Annotated in this window: 18 protein-coding genes; 7 read left to right on the forward strand and 11 right to left on the reverse strand. The window is 69.6% G+C overall.

The features are described 5' to 3' along the window. The first annotated feature begins 14 nt into the window (after window positions 1–14). The gene (locus OO70_RS15420) at window positions 15–1,646 is read left to right on the forward strand and encodes an amidohydrolase (protein WP_043670255.1); all 1,632 of its coding nucleotides are present in this window, start codon (window positions 15–17) and stop codon (window positions 1,644–1,646) included. 178 nt (window positions 1,647–1,824) lie between these two features. Next, complete coding sequence (locus OO70_RS15425; protein WP_043670258.1) at window positions 1,825–2,838, forward strand: 7-epi-alpha-eudesmol synthase; 1,014 nt, start codon at window positions 1,825–1,827, stop codon at window positions 2,836–2,838. A 102-nt stretch (window positions 2,839–2,940) separates the two neighbouring features. Here the strand turns inward: OO70_RS15425 and OO70_RS15430 are convergent, their stop codons facing one another. From OO70_RS15430 to OO70_RS15450, 5 genes are read right to left on the reverse strand one after another with little or no spacing between them, the layout of a single operon-like run. Next, window positions 2,941–4,194 (reverse strand): cytochrome P450, encoded by a 1,254-nt coding sequence (locus OO70_RS15430; RefSeq protein ID WP_043670261.1) that lies wholly within the window; start codon window positions 4,192–4,194, stop codon window positions 2,941–2,943. Continuing rightward, window positions 4,191–4,799 (reverse strand): GTP-binding protein, encoded by a 609-nt coding sequence (locus OO70_RS15435; RefSeq protein WP_043670264.1) that lies wholly within the window; start codon window positions 4,797–4,799, stop codon window positions 4,191–4,193. The genes OO70_RS15430 and OO70_RS15435 overlap by 4 nt, the downstream gene beginning before the upstream one ends. Continuing rightward, complete coding sequence (locus tag OO70_RS15440; protein WP_043670268.1) at window positions 4,780–5,151, reverse strand: DUF742 domain-containing protein; 372 nt, start codon at window positions 5,149–5,151, stop codon at window positions 4,780–4,782. Before OO70_RS15440 ends, OO70_RS15435 begins: the two co-directional genes overlap by 20 nt. Beyond that, complete coding sequence (locus OO70_RS15445; RefSeq protein ID WP_043670271.1) at window positions 5,148–5,558, reverse strand: roadblock/LC7 domain-containing protein; 411 nt, start codon at window positions 5,556–5,558, stop codon at window positions 5,148–5,150. The genes OO70_RS15440 and OO70_RS15445 overlap by 4 nt, the downstream gene beginning before the upstream one ends. Before the next feature lie 5 nt (window positions 5,559–5,563). Next, the gene (locus OO70_RS15450; RefSeq protein ID WP_043670274.1) at window positions 5,564–7,282 is read right to left on the reverse strand and encodes an ATP-binding protein; all 1,719 of its coding nucleotides are present in this window, start codon (window positions 7,280–7,282) and stop codon (window positions 5,564–5,566) included. A 259-nt stretch (window positions 7,283–7,541) separates the two neighbouring features. Here OO70_RS15450 and OO70_RS15455 point away from each other — a divergent pair, with 259 nt between their 5' ends. Together OO70_RS15455 and OO70_RS15460 are read left to right on the forward strand one after the other, a co-directional pair. After that, window positions 7,542–7,904, forward strand: coding sequence for a DUF1304 domain-containing protein (locus tag OO70_RS15455; protein ID WP_043670278.1), 363 nt, complete (start codon window positions 7,542–7,544; stop codon window positions 7,902–7,904). After that, window positions 7,901–8,464: a TetR/AcrR family transcriptional regulator gene (locus OO70_RS15460; RefSeq protein WP_043670281.1), complete on the forward strand. Its 564-nt coding sequence runs from the start codon at window positions 7,901–7,903 to the stop codon at window positions 8,462–8,464. The genes OO70_RS15455 and OO70_RS15460 overlap by 4 nt, the downstream gene beginning before the upstream one ends. A gap of 7 nt (window positions 8,465–8,471) precedes the next feature. Here the strand turns inward: OO70_RS15460 and OO70_RS15465 are convergent, their stop codons facing one another. Beyond that, window positions 8,472–9,299 (reverse strand): hypothetical protein, encoded by an 828-nt coding sequence (locus OO70_RS15465; RefSeq protein ID WP_043670284.1) that lies wholly within the window; start codon window positions 9,297–9,299, stop codon window positions 8,472–8,474. Between the two features lie 57 nt (window positions 9,300–9,356). Next, complete coding sequence (locus tag OO70_RS15470; RefSeq protein ID WP_043670287.1) at window positions 9,357–10,304, reverse strand: GlxA family transcriptional regulator; 948 nt, start codon at window positions 10,302–10,304, stop codon at window positions 9,357–9,359. Between the two features lie 71 nt (window positions 10,305–10,375). Between OO70_RS15470 and OO70_RS15475 the strand changes: the two genes are divergently transcribed. After that, entirely contained in the window at window positions 10,376–11,326 is a 951-nt protein-coding gene (locus tag OO70_RS15475; protein ID WP_043670290.1) for an NADP-dependent oxidoreductase, read from the forward strand. Window positions 11,327–11,386: 60 nt separating this feature from the next. Here the strand turns inward: OO70_RS15475 and OO70_RS15480 are convergent, their stop codons facing one another. Beyond that, on the reverse strand, window positions 11,387–12,493 hold the full coding sequence (locus tag OO70_RS15480; protein WP_043670293.1) for an NAD(P)-dependent alcohol dehydrogenase: 1,107 nt from the start codon (window positions 12,491–12,493) through the stop codon (window positions 11,387–11,389). A gap of 45 nt (window positions 12,494–12,538) precedes the next feature. Then, window positions 12,539–13,993, reverse strand: a complete 1,455-nt coding sequence (locus tag OO70_RS15485) for an aldehyde dehydrogenase family protein (RefSeq protein ID WP_043670296.1) — start codon at window positions 13,991–13,993, stop codon at window positions 12,539–12,541. 115 nt (window positions 13,994–14,108) lie between these two features. On the opposite strand from OO70_RS15485, the gene OO70_RS15490 reads away from it, so the two are divergent. After that, window positions 14,109–14,558, forward strand: coding sequence for a MarR family winged helix-turn-helix transcriptional regulator (locus OO70_RS15490; RefSeq protein WP_407702776.1), 450 nt, complete (start codon window positions 14,109–14,111; stop codon window positions 14,556–14,558). A 178-nt stretch (window positions 14,559–14,736) separates the two neighbouring features. Continuing rightward, window positions 14,737–15,117, forward strand: coding sequence for an anti-sigma factor antagonist (locus OO70_RS15495; protein WP_234336849.1), 381 nt, complete (start codon window positions 14,737–14,739; stop codon window positions 15,115–15,117). A gap of 45 nt (window positions 15,118–15,162) precedes the next feature. Here OO70_RS15495 and tuf read toward each other — a convergent pair whose 3' ends face one another. Continuing rightward, window positions 15,163–16,356, reverse strand: a complete 1,194-nt coding sequence (gene tuf, locus OO70_RS15500) for an elongation factor Tu (protein WP_043670303.1) — start codon at window positions 16,354–16,356, stop codon at window positions 15,163–15,165. A gap of 55 nt (window positions 16,357–16,411) precedes the next feature. Next, window positions 16,412–17,365, reverse strand: coding sequence for a ribose-phosphate diphosphokinase (locus tag OO70_RS15505; RefSeq protein WP_043670307.1), 954 nt, complete (start codon window positions 17,363–17,365; stop codon window positions 16,412–16,414). Window positions 17,366–17,423: the final 58 nt, after the last annotated feature.

Below are 17,423 nucleotides of genomic sequence, written 5' to 3' on the forward strand. Positions count from 1 at the left end.
CAAGGATACGGACCATGCACGCAGACCTCCTCTTCACAGGCGGCCCTGTCCTCACCCCCGAGGGCCGCACCGCGACCGCCGTGGCCGTCACCGGCGACCGGATCACCGCCGTAGGCCATGCCGAGGTGCGCGACCTTGCCGGGCCACGCACCCAAGTCGTTGATCTGGCGGGGCGGTTGCTGCTGCCCGGGTTCCAGGACGCGCATGTGCATCCGGTGCCGGCGGGGCTGGAGCTGACCCAGTGCGATCTGACGCGGGCCAAGACCGCGGAGGACACGGTCGCCGCTGTGCGGGCCTATGCGGACGCGCATCCCGAGCGGGAGTGGATCACCGGGGGCGGATGGTCGATGGAGGCGTTCGAGGGGGGTACGCCGACGAAGGAGTTGCTGGACTCGGTCGTACCGGACCGGCCGGTGTATCTGCCCAACCGGGATCATCACGGTGCCTGGGTCAACAGTCGGGCCCTGGAGTTGGCGGACATCACGCGGGCCACGGCCGACCCGATGGACGGGCGAATCGAGCGTGACGCCTCGGGTGAGCCGACCGGGACGCTCCAGGAGGGGGCGATGCAGTTGGTCGGCCGGCTCACGCCTCCGGCCACCCCCGCCGACCGGCTGGCCGCACTGCTGCACGCCCAACGACACCTGCACTCACTCGGCATCACGGCCTGGCAGGACGCGCTCGTCGGGGAGTTCCTGGGGATGGACGATCCGTCGGACGCGTATCTCGCGGCGGCCCGGGACGGTTCGCTCACCGCGCGGGTCGTCGGCGCGCTGTGGTGGGACCGCGAGCGCGGGGCCGAGCAGATCCCCGAACTCGTCGAGCGGCGGGCCGCGTTGAGCCACGGCCGATTCAGCGCGGGCAGTGTGAAGCTGATGCTGGACGGGGTCGCCGAGACCGGTACCGCAGCCCTGCTCGATCCCTACCTGGACAAGTGCGGCTGCGCCACGGCCAATCGGGGCACCAGCTTCATCGATCCGGAGCAACTGCCCAAGTACGTCGTCGAGTTGGACGCGCTCGGCTTCCAGTGCCACTTCCACGCGCTGGGCGACCGGGCCGTACGGGACGCGCTGGACGCCGTGGAGGCGACGCGGGCCGCGAACGGGCCGAGTGACACCCGGCCGCATCTCGCGCACCTTCAAGTGGTGCACCCGGACGATGTGGCGCGGTTCGTACGACTCGGCGCGGTGGCGAACATCCAACCGCTGTGGGCCGCGCACGAACCGCAGATGGACGAGCTGACGATCCCGTTCCTCGGGCCCGAACGGGCCTTGTGGCAGTACCCGTTCGGGGCACTGCTCCATTCCGGGGCCACGCTCGCGGCGGGCAGCGACTGGCCAGTCAGCAGCCCCGATCCGCTGCAGGGCATCCATGTCGCGGTCAACCGGGTCGAACCCGGAAGCACCGGGCCGGTGTTCCTGCCCGGGGAGCGCATCGGGCTCGCCGAAGCGCTCACGGCGTACACCGCGGGTTCGGCGTACGCGAACCATCTGGACGACACCGGCCGGGTGGTGGCGGGGGCGTTGGCGGATCTGGTGGTCCTGGACCGCGACCCGTTCGCCGGTCCGCCGGAGGAGATCGCGGAGACGAGGGTGGCGCTGACCTACGTGGGAGGAGAGGGAGTGTACGCAGCTCAGGGGGCGTGAGCAGTAACAGAGATCACGACTGGGGCACCGCGTAGATCATTTACGCTCTGGGCAGCCTCGTACCGCTTCTCGGTTCAACTTTCTTACCGCGAAGCGCAGTTCGAGGGCGCGGGCGGTCGAACGGACCGCCCGCGCGCAGTGGGGGGACTCCCGTGTTCCGTCTCCCGAAAGGAAGCGCATGCCTCAGGACGTCACCTTCGACCTCCCCTTCGACACCCCCGTCAGCGACCATATGGAGTACGCCCGGGCCCGCCATCTGCGCTGGATCTGGGACATGGGCCTGGTGCGCAGCCAGGCCGGGTTCGAGGAGTACCGGTCATGGGATCTCCCGCAGGCCGCGGCCCGCACGTATCCGCACGCGTCGGCCGCCGACATGGTCGTCCTGATGAACTGGTTCTCGCTGGCGTTCCTCTTCGACGACCAGTTCGACGCGGGCCGGCCCGACCGCGCCGACCGAATCCTGGACGTGGCACGGGAGTTGATCGTCACGCCCTTGCGTCCGGCGGGCAGCAGGCCCCGGGTCGTCTGCCCGATCACCGTGGCCTGGACGCAGGTGTGGGACCACCTTTCGGATGGCATGTCCCTGACCTGGCGGACGCGGTTCGCCGCGTCCTGGGGACGGTTCCTGGTGGCGCACTGCGAGGAGGTCGACCTGGCGGCCCGGGGCATCGCGGGCACGCTGGACCTAGAGGAGTACACGGAGTTCCGGCGCCGCACGGTCGGCATCCACCACAGCATCGACGCCGGGGAACGCAGCCGAGGCTTCGAGGTCCCGGCACAGGTTCAGGCACATCCCCTGATGGAACGCATGCGTGACCTCGCCGCCGACACCATCGGTTTCATGAACGACATCCACTCCTTCGAACGCGAACGACGCCGGGGAGACGGCCACAACCTGATAGCCGTGCTCCACCGGGAGCGCGGCCTGTCGTGGGAGGCGGCAGCCGAAGAGGCCTACCGAATGACGAACGCCTGCCTGGCCGAGTACCTCGAGCTCGAGTCCCAAGTCCCGCAGATGTGCGACGAGTTGAGCCTGGACGAGGACGAGCGCCTCCGAGTGCGCCAGGGCGTGGAGGCAATCCAGCACTGGATCAACGGCAACTACGAGTGGGCGCTGGTGTCGGGCCGGTACGCGGAGAAGAAGACGGAGTTGGCGGGCAAGGGTTCGGTGGACGACTTGTTGGCAGTCTGAAAGAGGGGGCAAGCTGCCCGGCCAGGGGTCGGGCAGCTTTTTTAGGGGCGCGGGGAACTGCGCGACCAGCCCCCACCGGCCCGCACCCGAAGTACTACCGACTCACACGGCGAATTCAACCGGCAGCGCATCCAATCGCGACTCCCACGTAGACGCCGTAGAAGTCAACGCCTCCGCCAAAACCCCCAACCGCACCCCCGGCAACCGATGCAGCAACACGTCCACCCCGACCTCAAGAATCGCCTGCCCGATACTCTGCCCCGGGCACTCGTGCGGCCCCGAACTGAACGCCAGATGCGACTCGTTGCCCTGCATGGACATCCCCGCGTCCGGCCGAACCTCCGGATCGACATTCCCCGCGCCGAGCCCGAGGACGAGCAGGTCCCCCTCCTCGATCCGATGCCCCCCGAGTTCAAGATCCGCCGTAGCGAACCGCCCTGGCATGACGGCCAACGGCGGGGTGTCCCACATGACTTCCTCAACCACCGCCGAGACAGTCAACTGCCCACTCACCAGGCCGGAAAGCCGCGAGGTGTCGGTAAGGATCCGCTGCAACACCCGAGCCAACAAGTTGCTCGTAGTGGTGTGCGCGGCGATCAGCACGAGCCGAAGATGCATCACGACCTCTTCCGCATCGAGCCCCGCGGGGTGCTCGATGAGCGCGGTGGTGAAATCGGAACCCGGCTCGGCCCGTTTGCGCTCGGCGAGTTCACCGAGGATCGAGATGATGCGGTCGTTGTGCAGCAGTGCGTCCTCACCACCCTTGAGAACCTGGGCACTTGATTCGACGAGCCGGTTCCCGTCCCTCGCAGGAAGCCCCAGAATCCGGGTGAGAACAAGCATCGGCAGGTACTCGGCATAGTCCGCCACCAGATCAGCGCGCCCGGCACCCGCGAACGCGTCAATCTGCTTGTTGGCGAAGTAAGTCGCGTGCCGCCGGACACCCCGCCCGGCCGCCGCCAGCAACCCGTCGGTCACCGCGCCCCGCAACCGACGGTGAGGTTCGCCGTCCTGGGAGACACAGTCCGGCCGCCACCCGACCATCGGCATGATCGGCGAGGTCTCCGAGACCCGCCCCTCGCGCCAGTCCCGCCAGATCCGCGCGTCCCGGGTGAACTGACGAGGGTTGTCCAGCACCCGCCGGTTGTCCCGGTACCCGAGGACCAGCCACGCCGGGACGTCGCCTTCGAGCAACACCGGTGCGACGGAGCCGTGTTGCTCGCGCAGCCGCTCGTAGATGCCGCGCGGGTCCGTCGCAGCGTCCGGCCCGTACAGTCGCGTGAGGTCGTCACCCGACCCGTGTGCGACGGGGCAACCCCTCGGAGCATCGGGGCCGTTTAAGGTCTGGTCGGTCATCGGGGCTCCAGTGCGACGACGGCCGAGCGGTCCTTCAAGTGCCGTATCAGCGCGACCAGTACGTCACGGCTGGAGGAGCGGTCGCGGGCGTCGCAGGCCACGATCGGGATGTCCGGGGGGATGTCGAGGGCGTCCCGTATCTCGTCGAGCGGATGCTGTGGGGAGTCGGGGAAGACGTTCAGCGCGATGACGAACGGGACGTCCTGCCGCTCCATCTCCTCGATCGCCCGGAAACTGGAGGCGAGCCGACGGGTGTCGACGAGGACCACCGCGCCGAGCGCGCCCTTGAACAGGCCGTTCCACAGGAACCAGAACCGCTCCTGACCGGGTGTACCGAACAGGTAGAGGACCAGCTCGTCGTTGATGCCGATCTTGCCGAAGTCGAGGCTGACGGTGGTCTCCGTCTTGTCGGTCACCCCGATGAGGTGGTCGACGCCGGCGCTCGCCTGGGTGAGGGTCTCCTCGGTGGTGAGCGGCTTGATGTCGCTGACCGAGCGGACCATCGTGGTCTTCCCGGTGCCGAAACCGCCGGCGATCATCACCTTCACCGAGCGGGTACCGTCACCGACCGGGGAGCCGGGATGGTCAAAGCCTTTGAAGTCCACTGAGTACCTCCTCAAGGAGCGCGAGGTCGGGCCCGCGGCCGGCGTCGTGCGCCGGGATGGGGTCACGGGCTTCGACGCGGTCTGCCTCCAGCAGATCCGCCAGCAGCACCGCGAGAATGTTGAAGGGCAGTCCGAGGTGGGCGCCGAGTTCGGCCACCGACAGCGGTTCGCGGCAGCGCCGGAGGATCTCCTCGTGCTCGTGCTGCATGCCCGGTACGGGCGCGGTACGGGAGACGATGAGGGTCGCCACGTCGAGGCTCGACGCCGAACCACCCGGTCCGCTGCGCCCTCCGGTGAGGACGTAGTAACGCTCAAGACCGGACGGATCGGTGGGCCGGCGGGGAGCACTCATCCAGAGTGCTCCTCCAGGCGCGGAGTGGTGCCGAGGAGCTCACCCATCCTGCGGGCCATGTCCCGCATCTGGTGCCCGAGCAGGCCCTGGTCGAGGCCCTCCCGGGCCAGCACGCCGAGATACGTCTCGACACCCGCGCGCACCACGAAGAGATGGCCGCCGTCGACCTCGATCATCGCCAGCCGCAACTGCCCCGCGTACTTGGGGAACTGCTCGGCGACCGGCTGGGCCAGCGCCTGCAGACCGGCCACCACGGCGGCGAAGCGGTCCACGTCGTCGGGGTCCTCCGCGCCGAAGGAGGTGATCGCCTTGCCGTCGCTGGAGGCCACCAGGGCGAAGCGGATCTCCGGGATGGACTCCACCAGATCGCGGAGCGCCCAGCTCACGTCGGTTCCCTGTTGCGTCATGTGAACTAGTCGCTCTCTTCCGTGCTGTGCTCGGTGAACTCGCGGCCTGCGGACGCCGGTTCCTCCCCCGCGGTCTCCCGTCCGGCGGTGGCGAAGGCGGCCAGGCCGGTGAAGGAGGCGTCGGGCGGGACCGCGGAGACGGCCATCTCCCCGGTCCGCTCGGCCCGTTCGGCCGCCGGTGGCCGCGCCGTCTCGCCGCGTCTGCTGCGGCGCCTGGGCAGTCCGCCGGGCGTGGTGTCCTGTGCCGCGGCGGTCCCGTCCGGGGTCCCGGCGCCGGACGGTACACGTGTCAGCGCCGCGGTCGCGGCCGTCGCGGCGGCCTGGAACGAGGGGGTGCCGGTCACGGCGGCCGGGGGCAGTTGGCTGAAGTACTTGTGCGGGACCACGACGACCACCGAGGTGCCGAGCCAGGGCGAGTCGGCGAAGGTGACGCGGATGCCGTAGCGGCGGGCGAGAGTGCCGACGACACGGAGGCCGATGCTGGCGTCCTCCGAGATCCCGCCGAGGCCGGGTCCCGCGCCGGTGCCGGCGAGGGCGTGTTCGGCCTCGCGCCTGGACTCCTCGCTCAGACCCTTGCCGGAGTCCTGGATCTCGATGCCGACGCCGTTCGGCACCTCCTTGCCGGAGACGATGACCGGTTCGGTGGGCGGCGAGTAGCGGGCCGCGTTGTCGAGGAGGTGGGCGAAGATCAGCGTGAGGTGGTCCACCAGGCCGCCGTCGACGCCTAGTTCGGGCAGATGGCGTACGTCGACCCGCTGGAAGTCCTTGATCCGGCCGATGCCGCCGCGCACCACGCTGAGCAGGCGCTGCGGTTCCTGCCACTGCCGGCCGGGCCGGTCCGAGCCGCCGAGCACACCGACGCTCGCGGCGAGACAGTCGGCAGGGCCGATCTCCTGGTCCAGCTCCATCAGACCGCGGGCGACGGCGGGCAACCGCCCGTGCTCGCCCTGGAGTTCGTGCAGTCGGCCGCGGAGCTTGCCGGTCAGTACGTGGATGCGGTTGCCGATGCTGATGACGGCCTGCTCGGCGGCGGTGGAGCGGTTGAACTCCTCCTCGACGCCGATGAGCGAGATCCGCAGCACCTTGCGGAGTTCGGCCTGGAGCTCGGCGCTGACCTTCGCGCACTGGTCGGCGACCGGCAGCAGGTCGTCGATGGAATCACCCGCGCGCAACTGCTTGAGCGCGTCCGGGAGTTGCTCGTCGGCGAGCCTGGCCACCGCGGCGAGCTGGTGGGCCAGCTGCTCCTGCCACACCTCGGCCTGGTCGGCGAGCTGCGCCTCGAAGGACGCGGCCTGCTCGGTCAGTCGCTCCTCGAACGCCCGCGCCTGCTCACCGAGTTGGGTCTCATAGGCATGGGAGCGATCGGTGAGTTGAGTCTCGTAGGCGCCGGAGTGCTCGGTCAGCCGCGCCTCCAGCGTGGCGCGCTCGGCGCCGAACTTCCGCTCCAGGCCCGCCACATGGTGCTGCCACTGCTGGGAGTGCTCGGCCTGCGCGGTGCGGAAACCGCTTTCGGCGCGGCGCAGTTGAGTCCGGCTACGGACGAGCAGTCGTACGCACACGGCACTGGCCGCCGTGGCCGCCGCTCCGGCGACGGTCGCGGTTATTCGCTCCGGGCTCATGAACGTGGCGGCGACGGTCCCGCCCCCTAACGCCAGCGGCATCAGCCACCAGCTGTACCAGGCGACAGGTGCCCGCGCCGCCGGTGGCGGAGTGGCGAGTTCCATCTGCATCCTTCGAAGCGACACGAACGAACAGGGGGGTGTGCGAGGACAGACCGCACTCAGGAGGACGCACCGCCAGCCGACCCGTGACGATCACGTCAACTCGCTGCGCCGCACGGGAGCTTATCGGGTTTGAACCGTAAAAGATCAACCTCACGACCGTGCGGAAGTGAGGGTTCCGTCACTCTCCGGAAAGTCTGAACATGGACATGTGTCCAGTTATGATGGACACCTGTCCAAGATGACGAGGAGTCGACTGATCATGGAAACGCTCGCGAACGTGCTGGTCGGACTGGTGGCCGCGCTGCATCTGTACATCCTGGTGCTGGAAATGTTCCTGTGGCAGAAGAAGCCCGGGCGCGGTCTGCACGGCTTCGACCCCGAGATGGCGAGAGCGACCGCACCCCTGGCCGCCAACCAGGGCCTGTACAACGGCTTCCTCGCCGCGGGTCTGGTCTGGGGTCTGATCGCCGCCGATCCGACAGGCTTCCGCGCCCAGGTGTTCTTCCTGAGCTGTGTCGTGGTCGCGGGTGTCTACGGCGCGGTGACGGCGAACCGGCGCATCCTGTTCGCGCAGGCGCTGCCCGGCGCGCTGGCCCTGGCCGCCGTCCTGATCGCCCGGTGAGCCGCGCCGAGCCCGAGGACCGGCGGGCCGCCCGCACCCGGGCACGGCTGCGCCAGGCCCTCTTCGACGAGTGCGCCGAACACCCCCTGGAGGAAGTCGGCGTCGCCGCGCTGGCACGCCGGGCCGGGGTCGGCCGGGCCACGTTCTATGTCCACTACGACGGCCTGGAAGCGCTTGCTGTCGACGCCTGCGCGGATGTCGTACGGGACGCCGTGGAGGCACTGCACGCCTGGCGCGGCCGACCCGACCCGGTGCACGCGCCGCCCGCGCTGCCGGAGTTCTTCGCCGGCCTACTCCCCCACGCGGCCCTGTACCGCGCCCTGTTGAGCCCGGGCGGCGGCGGCCCGCTCGGCCGGGTCCTGCACCGGGACCTGCGCGCCTACAGCCTCCGCGAACGCGAACTCGCGGGCGCGGCGGACGCCCCGCTGGTCGCCTCGGCCGTCGCCGGGACCTTCGGCGGGGTCCTGGCCGACTGGCTGCACGGGCTGTTGGAGGGCACGCCGGAGGAAATCGCCGACCAGGTATGGCAGTTGCTGGTCGCCCTGCACATGAGCCGGTGACGGAGGCTCAGAGGCAGCCCGTGCCGTCCTTGACCGCGGGCCACGCCTCCACGCCGTCCGGCGTGCGGACGTACGCCTTCGACGCGTCGGCCGTGAGCCACAACTGCCAGTCCTGGTAGCGGTATCCGGTGTCGCGGGCACTCGCCGGCATGCGGACGTCACCGTCGTAGGGGGCGGTGAGCATCTCGGACGGCAGCACCTTGTCGGGATCGCGGGCGTACAGCCTGCCCTTCCTGCCTTCACCGGTCTGCAGGAAATGCGCCTTCTGCCAGTCGCAGTGCGCGGCCCCGACCGAGCTGCTCACCACCGTGGTCGGCACCCGCTTGCCGTCCTTGTCGGTCCAGATCTCGTATCCGTGCGCCTCGGCGAAGCTCGCCGGGAGTTCGGCCGGGTCGCAGGAGGCGCTGCTCTCCGGGCCCCAACCCGGCCTGTTCTTCCCGTCCTTGGCGACGACGACGGCGACCTTCGTACGGCCGCCGACGTCGTAGGAGAACAGGACCCGCCCGCTCTCCTCGCGCTCGACGCGGTAGCCCGTGCGCGGCACGTCCGGCTGCTGCATGTCGAAGTACGCCCGCAGGCCGCCCTCCGGGGTCTTGCCGCCGTCGCCCTTGCTCCACGCGTCGGCGCCGCCGCCCTCGTACATCTTCCCGTCGCACTCCAGCGCACGGCCGGCGGCACCCGACTTGTCGGAGCCACTGGCCGGTACGTACAGCGGCCCGTCATAGGGCTTGGCCGGGGCCGTGCCCGCGACCACGACGTCTCCCCCGTCCTCGCTGCCACATCCCACCGCGGTCACGGCCACCAGCACGGCGACCAACGCGAACCCTCTGCGCATGCCCTACCCCCTCACATCTTGTTCCTACGACGCACGGGCGGGCCAAAACGTTGGGGATCAGCGGGCTTCCTGGAACGTACGCCGATACGCCTGCGGGGAGACCCCGATCGCCGCGTGCAGGTGCTGCCGCAGGGACGCGCCCGTCGCGAAGCCGACGCGGCCGGCGATCTGGTCGACCGACAGGTCACTGGCCTCCAGCAGATCGCGGGCGCGGGCCACCCGCTGCTGGATCAGCCAGCGGCCGGGGCTGAGGCCCACCTCGTCGTTGAAGCGGCGAGCGAAAGTGCGCAGGCTCATGCCGGCGTGGCGGGCGAGGTCGTTCAGGGCGAGGGGTTCGTCGAGGTGGGTAAGGGCCCAGTCGCGGGTGGCGGCCGTGCTGGTGACCCCGCAGTCCGGCACCGGCTGCTGGATGTACTGGGCCTGGCCTCCGTCGCGGAACGGCGGGACGACGCAGCTGCGGGCGACCGCGTTGGCGAGTTCGCTGCCGTGGTCCGTGCGCACGATGTGCAGGCAGATGTCGACTCCCGAGGCCGCGCCTGCGGACGTGAGCATCCGGCCGTCCTGGACGAAGAGCACGTCCGGGTCCAGGTCGACCTGCGGATACAGGGCCCGGAAGCGGTCGACGACCTGCCAGTGGGTGGTGGCGCGGCGGCCGTCGAGGAGACCGGCGGCGGCGAGCACGAAGGCGGCCGTGCAGATCGAGACGATCCGCGCGTCGGGGCGGATCCGGGCGAGGGCATCGGCGATCTCGACGGGCAGCCCGGAGGGGATGCGCGGGGTCGCCATGGAGGCGACCACGACCGTGTCCGCCGTCTCGAGGATCTCCGGGCCGTGCTCCACCGCGACCGAGAAGTCGGCGTTGGTGCGCACCGGACGGCCGTCGACGGTGCAGGTCAGTACCTCGTAGCGGCCGTCGGCGGCGCCGAAGATACGGCTGGGGATGCCCAGCTCGAAGGGGTAGACGCCGTCGAGCGCCAGGACCACGACCCGTTCCACATGCTGCATGGCACGATTCTATCGAAGGTTGGCCATCGTGCCATTTTCTTGTCGTGCGGGGCCCGGCAGGCTGATTGACCATGAGCACTGTGAACACCATGCGAGCCATCAGTCAGCACGTCCTCGGCGGTCCCGAGGTCCTCGAAGTCGTCGAGGTGGAGCGGCCCTTGCCCCGGGCCAACGAGATCCTGATCCGGGTGCGTGCCGCCGGGATCAACCCCACCGACTGGAAGCACCGCGCCACCGGCGGATTCCTCGGCGAGCCCCCGTTCGTCCTAGGCTGGGACGTCTCCGGTGTCGTCGAGGCCGTGGGTGTCGGCGTCGCCCGCTTCAAGGCCGGCGACGAGGTCTTCGGGATGCTGTCCTACCCGTGGGGCCACGGCTCGCACGCCGAGTACGTCGCCGCTCCAGCCCGCTTCTTCGTCCACATGCCGGCCGGGGTCGACCACGTCCAGGCGGGCGCGCTGCCCCTGGTCGCGCTGACCGCGTGGCAGGCCCTGGTGGAGAACGCGGATGTCCAGCCGGGCCAGCGGGTGCTGATCCACGCGGCGGCCGGCGGGGTCGGGCATGTGGCCGTGCAGATCGCCAAGGCGCGCGGCGCGTATGTGATCGGCACGGCGAGCGCGGGCAAGCACGACTTCCTGCGCGAACTCGGCGTCGACGAGGCGATCGACTACCAGGAGACCGACTTCGCCGAGGCCGTGAAGGACGTTGATGTCGTCCTGGACATGCTCGGCGGCGAGACCGCGCTCAAGTCGCTGCGGGTGCTGCGTCCGGGCGGGATCGTGGTCTCCATCGTGCCGATGGGCAAGGCGGACTTCTACGAGGAGGCCGAGCGGCTCGGGGTGCGGGCGGTCCGGATGCTCGTCGACGCCGACCGCGCCGACATGCAGGCGATCGCGGAACTCGTCGAGGCGGGCAAGCTGCGCGCGACGATCGCCGGGGCGTTCCCGCTGGCCGACGCCGCCGAGGCACACGCGCTCGGCGGCACCGGCCGCACCGTGGGCAAGCTGGTGCTGACGGTCGACTGAACGAACAGGTCGGAAGGTGAGCGGGGTTGGTGATTCAGAAGGTGAGCACGGGCCAGTGGGTCAGAAAGTGAGCACCGGCTTGATGGCCTTGCCCGCGCTCATGTCCCGCACCGCCTGGTCGATGTCCGCGAACGGATAGGTGCTGATCAGGCGGTGCAGCGGGAGCCGACCCTCCTTCACCAGCTGCACGAGCGCGGGGATGAAGCTCTGCGTCTCGCTGTCGCCGAGAGTGAGTCCCACGATTCGCTTCCCGGGGATCAACCCGTTGACGTCCAGGGCGACTTCGCTCCCGAACGGCGGCGCCCCTACGACGACCAGGGTGCCCCGGGCTGCGAGCGCGTCGGCGCCCTGGCGGAGGACGCCGACGTTGCCGGTGGTCTCGACGATGCCGTCGGCGCCCCGGCCGTCGGTCAGTACCGCGAGGGTCTCACCGAGGTCGCCCTCGGCCGCGTTGACGGTGTGGGTGGCCCCCAACTCCTTTGCCAGGGACAGGCGTTCGGCGACCCGGTCGACGGCGATGATCCGGGTGGCCGGAGTGAGCGCGGCGGCCATCACCGCCGACAGGCCCACCGCCCCGGCGCCGAGCACCACAACCGTGTCACCGAGTCGCGGCTCGAGTACGTTCCAGACGGCGCCGACTCCCGTCTGGACTCCGCAGCCCAGCGGGGCGATCGACTCCAGCGGCACATCCGGGTCGACCTTGACGAGGCTGCGTTCGTCGACCAACGCCCGCTCGGCGAACGAGGATTGGCCGAAGAAGTGCCCGCCGAGTGGCTCCCCGTCGCGGCTGATGGTGCTGCTGCCGTCGGCGCGGCGACCGCCGATGAGGTTCAACGGCAGCCAGGTCGCACAGTAGGCGGGGTGCCCGCCCTGGCAGTTGCGGCAGTCGCCGCAGGACGTGAAGGACAGCACGACATGGTCGCCGGGTGCGACACCGGTGACGGCGGAACCGACCTCCTCGACGACACCTGCGCCCTCGTGACCGAGAACTCCGGGGAGCGGGAAGGGCAGTCCGCCGCTCGCCACTCCAAGATCCGTGTGGCACAGGCCTGTTGCGACGACCCGGACCAGCGCCTCGTGCGGTCCCGGCTCGGCCAGCTCGACGTCGGTGAGGGTGAACGGTGCGCCGCCCGACTCGACGACGGCCGCGCGCGTGGTGGTGGACATCGTACGAACTCCTTGATGGACGTGGTCAGTCGAGGTGAAGGGTGGTCAGTCGAGCGAGACGACGACGGACTTGGTCCGGGTGTAGGCGGCGAGGCCCTCGGGGCCGTACTCGCGGCCGAAGCCGGAGTCCTTGACGCCGCCGAAGGGGATGTTGGGGTCGAGCATCGCCCAGTCGTTGACCCAGACGATGCCCGCCTGGAGCCGGTCGGCGATGCGGTGTGCGCGGGCGAGGTTGCCGGTCTGGACGCCCGAAGCAAGGCCGTAGGGGGTGGAGTTGGCGAGTTCGACGGCCTCGTCCTCTGTGTCGAAGGGCTGCATGGTGAGGACCGGGCCGAAGATCTCCTCCTGGATCACTCGGGAGTCGTTGGCGAGGTCGGCGATGACGGTGGGTTTGTAGTAGTAGCCGCCGTCCAGGTCGAGGCGCTCGCCGCCGCAGACGATGCGGGCGCCCTCCTTGCGGGCCAGGTCGACGTATTCCTCGACCTTCCGCAGGTGCTTCTCCCCCGCCATCGGGCCCACGACGGTCTCGGGCAGCCGGGGGTCGCCGAGCGGTACGCCGGGGACCGCGTCGGCAAGGATGTTGAGGAGCGTGCTGTAGACGGGGCGGGCGACCAGCAGGCGGGGGCCGCCCATGCAGAACTGGCCGGTGTTGAAGACGAAGCCCTTGATGACCGCGCCGACGGCCTTCTCCAGGTCGGCGTCCTCGAAGACGATGTGGGCCGCGTTGCCGCCGAGTTCCATGGTGACGGGCTTGAGGTTCTCGCCGGCGACGCTCGCGGCGTGCCGGCCTACGGCGGTGGAGCCGGTGAAGGCGATCTTGTCGACGCCCGCGTGTCGCAGCAGGGCCTCGCCGGCGACCGGGCCGGTACCGGTCACGACGTTGACGACACCGTCCGGGACGCCGGCCCGCTGGAGCAGCCCGGCCATGTACAGGGCGCTGAGCGGGGTCTCGTCGGCGGGCTTGTGGACCACGGTGTTGCCGGCCGCGAGGGCGGGAGCGAGTTTCGAACCGGCCAGAATCAGCGGGAAGTTGAAGGGGGTGATCGCGGCGACCACGCCGAGCGGCTCGCGCTTGGTGTAGGCGAGGGCGTTGAGCGGGGTGTCGCGGGTGGCGCCGTCGAGGGAGAAGGCGAGGGCGGCGTAGTGCTCGTAGTCGTTGGCCGCGTTGGTGACGTCGACGGCGTGGCACAAAGTGATGGGCTTGCCTACGTCGAGGCTCTCCAGGTGGGCGAGTTCGTCGGCGTTCTCGCGGATGAGTTCGGCGACGCGGTGCAGGATCCGGCCGCGTTCACGGCCGCTGAGCCCGGACCAGCGGCCGCTGTCGAAGGCCTCGCGGGCGGCACGGACGGCCGCGTCGACGTCGGCGGGGCCCGCCTCCGCGACCGTGGTCACGACCCGGCCCCGGGACGGGTCGACCACCTCGGTGCGCGCTCCGTCGGCGGCCTCGCGCCACTGACCCCCGACGAACAGGCGGCCGGGTTCGATCTCGAAGGCGGTCATCGCCACTCCTCAGCATCGTTGCCAAGATTTCAACCAACAGGATTCCTGTTGGTTTCTCGTCTGGTCCGCAGTCTCGTTACAGACAGGTTTCCTGTCAATGCTCTAGGGTGAATCCATGGCTGAATCCCTGGTCGGCACGCACGCGACGAAGGCACCCCCGTCCCTGCTGTACATGGTCAAGCAGGTGGAGCTGGTCGTCCGCTCACGCCTGGACGAGCTGGTCAGGCCGTACGGGATCACCGCACTCCAGTACACCGCGCTGACGGTCCTGGAGCGACACGACGGTCTGTCCGCGGCGCAGCTGGCCCGCGATTCCTTCGTCACCGCCCAGTCCATCGCCGACCTCGTGCGCTCCCTGGAGGGCCGCGGACTGATCCGCCGGGAACGCAATCCGCGCAACCGGCGCGAGCTGCTGATCCTGCTGACCGACGAGGGGCGCGAGCTGCTGGCGGGCTGCGCCGAGCCGGTGCGGGAGCTGGAGGAGCGGATGGTGGGCGAACTCACGGCACACCAGGGCGAGCAGTTCCGCCAGGCACTTTCCAAGGCCTGGCACGCCCTGTCGTAGGCCCGGGCGTGCGCCGGTGCGCGGCTGCGCCGAACATCTCAGAAAGCTCTGGCTCGATTCGAAGACATATGTCAATCGAACATGCTCAAATTCACTCCATCGAGGGTAACTTTCAGGGCGGGGAACGGTTTTGCGCTCAACCCCGCTTCACCGAGGGCCGGTTGGAGGCGATGTGGTCGTGCAGCAGGAACCCGCGCCGCTCACCCGGCATCTGCGCATCCACCAGGACCGTGGGTTCACGGTCCTGGAGTTCCGCGGGGAGATCGACATCGCCGCGGCGACGGAGATCCTCCCGTCCCTGGACCGGGTGACGGGACGACCGGGCGCGCGGATCGTGATCGATCTCCGGCAGATCGAGTTTTTCGACTGCTCCGGGCTGCGCCTGCTCTACCGGGCGCGGCAGCGGGTACTCGACCGGGACGGTCGGCTGCATCTCGTCTGCACCCATCCGCTGACCCTGCGCATCCTGCGGGTCACCGGCCTGAATCGGCTGCTGCCGCCGCAGGCGACGCTGGACGCGGCCCTGGGGCAGCCCGAGGCCACGTCCGGCACGTTATGAGCCGCGATCTGCAGCAATCCGCCGTGATGTCCCGTGCGGGCAGGGCTACTTGAGGATCTTGGTGACCTGACCGGCCCCGACCGTCCGGCCGCCCTCACGGATCGCGAACTTCAACCCCTCCTCCATCGCGATGGGTTGGATCAGCTCGACGTGCATCGTCGTGTTGTCGCCCGGCATGACCATCTCGGTGCCCTTCGGCAGGGTCACCACACCGGTCACGTCCGTCGTGCGGAAGTAGAACTGCGGCCGGTAGTTGTGGAAGAAGGGCGTGTGCCGGCCGCCCTCGTCCTTGGAGAGGATGTAGGCGCGGGCCTCGAACTCCACGTGCGGGGTGACCGATCCGGGCTTGATGACGACCTGGCCGCGCTCCACGTCCTCGCGCTTCACCCCGCGCAGCAGCAGTCCGACGTTCTCGCCGGCCCGGCCCTCGTCGAGGAGCTTGCGGAACATCTCGATGCCGGTGACGGTCGTCTTCGTCTTCTGCGGGTGGATGCCGATGATCTCCACCTCGTTGTTGACCTTCAGCACCCCGCGCTCGATCCGCCCGGTGACGACCGTGCCGCGGCCGGTGATGGTGAAGACGTCCTCGATCGGCAGCAGGAACGGCCGGTCCACGTCCCGCACCGGTTGCGGCACGAACTCGTCGACGGCGTCCAGGAGTTCGAGCACCGAGGCGGTCCACTCGGGGTCCCCTTCGAGGGCCTTGAGCGCGGACACCTTGACCACCGGGAGGTCGTCGCCGGGGAACTCGTACTCGGTGAGCAGCTCCCGCACCTCCAGCTCGACCAGTTCCAGGATCTCCTCGTCGTCGACCATGTCCGTCTTGTTGAGGGCGACGACGATGTACGGCACGCCGACCTGCCGGGCCAGCAGCACGTGTTCCTTGGTCTGCGGCATGGGTCCGTCGGTGGCCGCGACGACCAGGATCGCGCCGTCCATCTGGGCGGCACCGGTGATCATGTTCTTGATGTAGTCGGCGTGCCCGGGGCAGTCGACGTGCGCGTAGTGCCGGTGTTCGGTCTGGTACTCGACATGGGCGATCGAGATGGTGATGCCGCGCTGTCGTTCCTCGGGCGCCTTGTCGATCTGGTCGAACGGCGTGAAGGGGTTGAGGTCGGGGAACCGGTCGTGCAGCACCTTCGTGATGGCCGCCGTGAGGGTGGTCTTGCCGTGGTCGATGTGACCGATCGTGCCGACGTTCACATGGGGTTTGGTCCGCTCGAACTTCGCCTTCGCCACGGCGAGTCCTCCTGATCACCTCGGTGATGCCGAGCGTTGCTCCGTCCCCTCATGTCTATTCGTTCGGCGGCGCGTCGAACAGGGCGCTGACGGACTCACCGTTGTGAATGCGGCGTACGGCCTCGGCGAGCGCCGGGGCGATGGACAGGATGCGCAGCTTCTCGGTGCGCTCCTCCTCGGGCACCGGCACGGTGTTGGTGCAGACGATCTCCAGTACGTCGGGCTGCTCCCCGATCCGCTTCAGCGCGCCGGACGCGAACAGGCCGTGCGTACAGGCCACTCGGATCGAGCGCGGCCCCAAGTCCCGTAGCCGGTCCAGGAGTTCGAGGACGGTGCTGCCCTTAGCGATCTCGTCGTCCAGGACGATGACGTCCCGGTCGGCGATCTCACCGATGACGGAGCTGATGACGACCCGGTCGTCCGCGTACCGCTGCTTGGCGCCGGCCGCCACCTGGGCGCCGATCAGCCGGGCGAACGCGGCGGCCTCCTTGGCGTTGCCGAGGTCCGGGGAGACGACGGTGGTGCGGGAGAGGTCGTACTGCCGGAAGTGCGCGGCCAGTTCGCGCAGCGCGTGCAGATGGTCGACCGGCACCGAGAAGAAGCCGTGCACCTGCGGCGAGTGCAGGGTCATGGCCAGAACGCGGCTCGCGCCCGCCGCCACCATCAGGTCGGCGACCAGCCGTCCGCCGAGCGAGATGCGCGGGGCGTCCTTCTTGTCGGAGCGGGCGTAGGAGTAGTGCGGCATGACGACGGTGATCCGTCCGGCGGAGGCGCCGCGCGCCGCGTCGCTCATCAGCAGCAGCTCGACCAGGTTCTCCTGGACGGGCTTGACGAGCGGCTGGATCAGGAAGACGTCCCGTTCCCGGCAGTTGGCCTGGAGCTGTACCTCCAGGCAGTCGTTGGCGAACCGGCTGACCCGGGTGGGACTGAGCGGAACACCGAGATGCGCGCAGACCTCCTTGGCCAACTCGGGATGGGCACTCCCGCTGAACACGGCGATGTCTCGCACGATCTGCTGCTCCTCGCATGATCATTCCCGGCCGTGCCTCATGCTACTGACCCGCGAA

Source organism: Streptomyces xylophagus (assembly GCF_000716435.1).
Lineage (GTDB): Bacteria > Actinomycetota > Actinomycetes > Streptomycetales > Streptomycetaceae > Streptomyces > Streptomyces xylophagus.

Bases quoted from the DNA above. Each gene is read 5' to 3' on its own strand.
- OO70_RS15485 (WP_043670296.1), bottom strand. From the start codon at position 13,993: ATGACCGCCTTCGAGATCGAACCCGGCCGCCTGTTCGTCGGGGGTCAG.
- OO70_RS15425 (WP_043670258.1), top strand. From the start codon at position 1,825: ATGCCTCAGGACGTCACCTTCGACCTCCCCTTCGACACCCCCGTCAGC.
- OO70_RS15440 (WP_043670268.1), bottom strand. From the start codon at position 5,151: ATGAGTGCTCCCCGCCGGCCCACCGATCCGTCCGGTCTTGAGCGTTAC.
- OO70_RS15445 (WP_043670271.1), bottom strand. From the start codon at position 5,558: ATGACGCAACAGGGAACCGACGTGAGCTGGGCGCTCCGCGATCTGGTG.
- OO70_RS15490 (WP_407702776.1), top strand. From the start codon at position 14,109: ATGGCTGAATCCCTGGTCGGCACGCACGCGACGAAGGCACCCCCGTCC.
- OO70_RS15420 (WP_043670255.1), top strand. From the start codon at position 15: ATGCACGCAGACCTCCTCTTCACAGGCGGCCCTGTCCTCACCCCCGAG.
- OO70_RS15475 (WP_043670290.1), top strand. From the start codon at position 10,376: ATGAGCACTGTGAACACCATGCGAGCCATCAGTCAGCACGTCCTCGGC.
- OO70_RS15450 (WP_043670274.1), bottom strand. From the start codon at position 7,282: ATGGAACTCGCCACTCCGCCACCGGCGGCGCGGGCACCTGTCGCCTGG.
- OO70_RS15470 (WP_043670287.1), bottom strand. From the start codon at position 10,304: ATGCAGCATGTGGAACGGGTCGTGGTCCTGGCGCTCGACGGCGTCTAC.
- OO70_RS15480 (WP_043670293.1), bottom strand. From the start codon at position 12,493: ATGTCCACCACCACGCGCGCGGCCGTCGTCGAGTCGGGCGGCGCACCG.
- OO70_RS15430 (WP_043670261.1), bottom strand. From the start codon at position 4,194: ATGACCGACCAGACCTTAAACGGCCCCGATGCTCCGAGGGGTTGCCCC.
- OO70_RS15455 (WP_043670278.1), top strand. From the start codon at position 7,542: ATGGAAACGCTCGCGAACGTGCTGGTCGGACTGGTGGCCGCGCTGCAT.
- OO70_RS15465 (WP_043670284.1), bottom strand. From the start codon at position 9,299: ATGCGCAGAGGGTTCGCGTTGGTCGCCGTGCTGGTGGCCGTGACCGCG.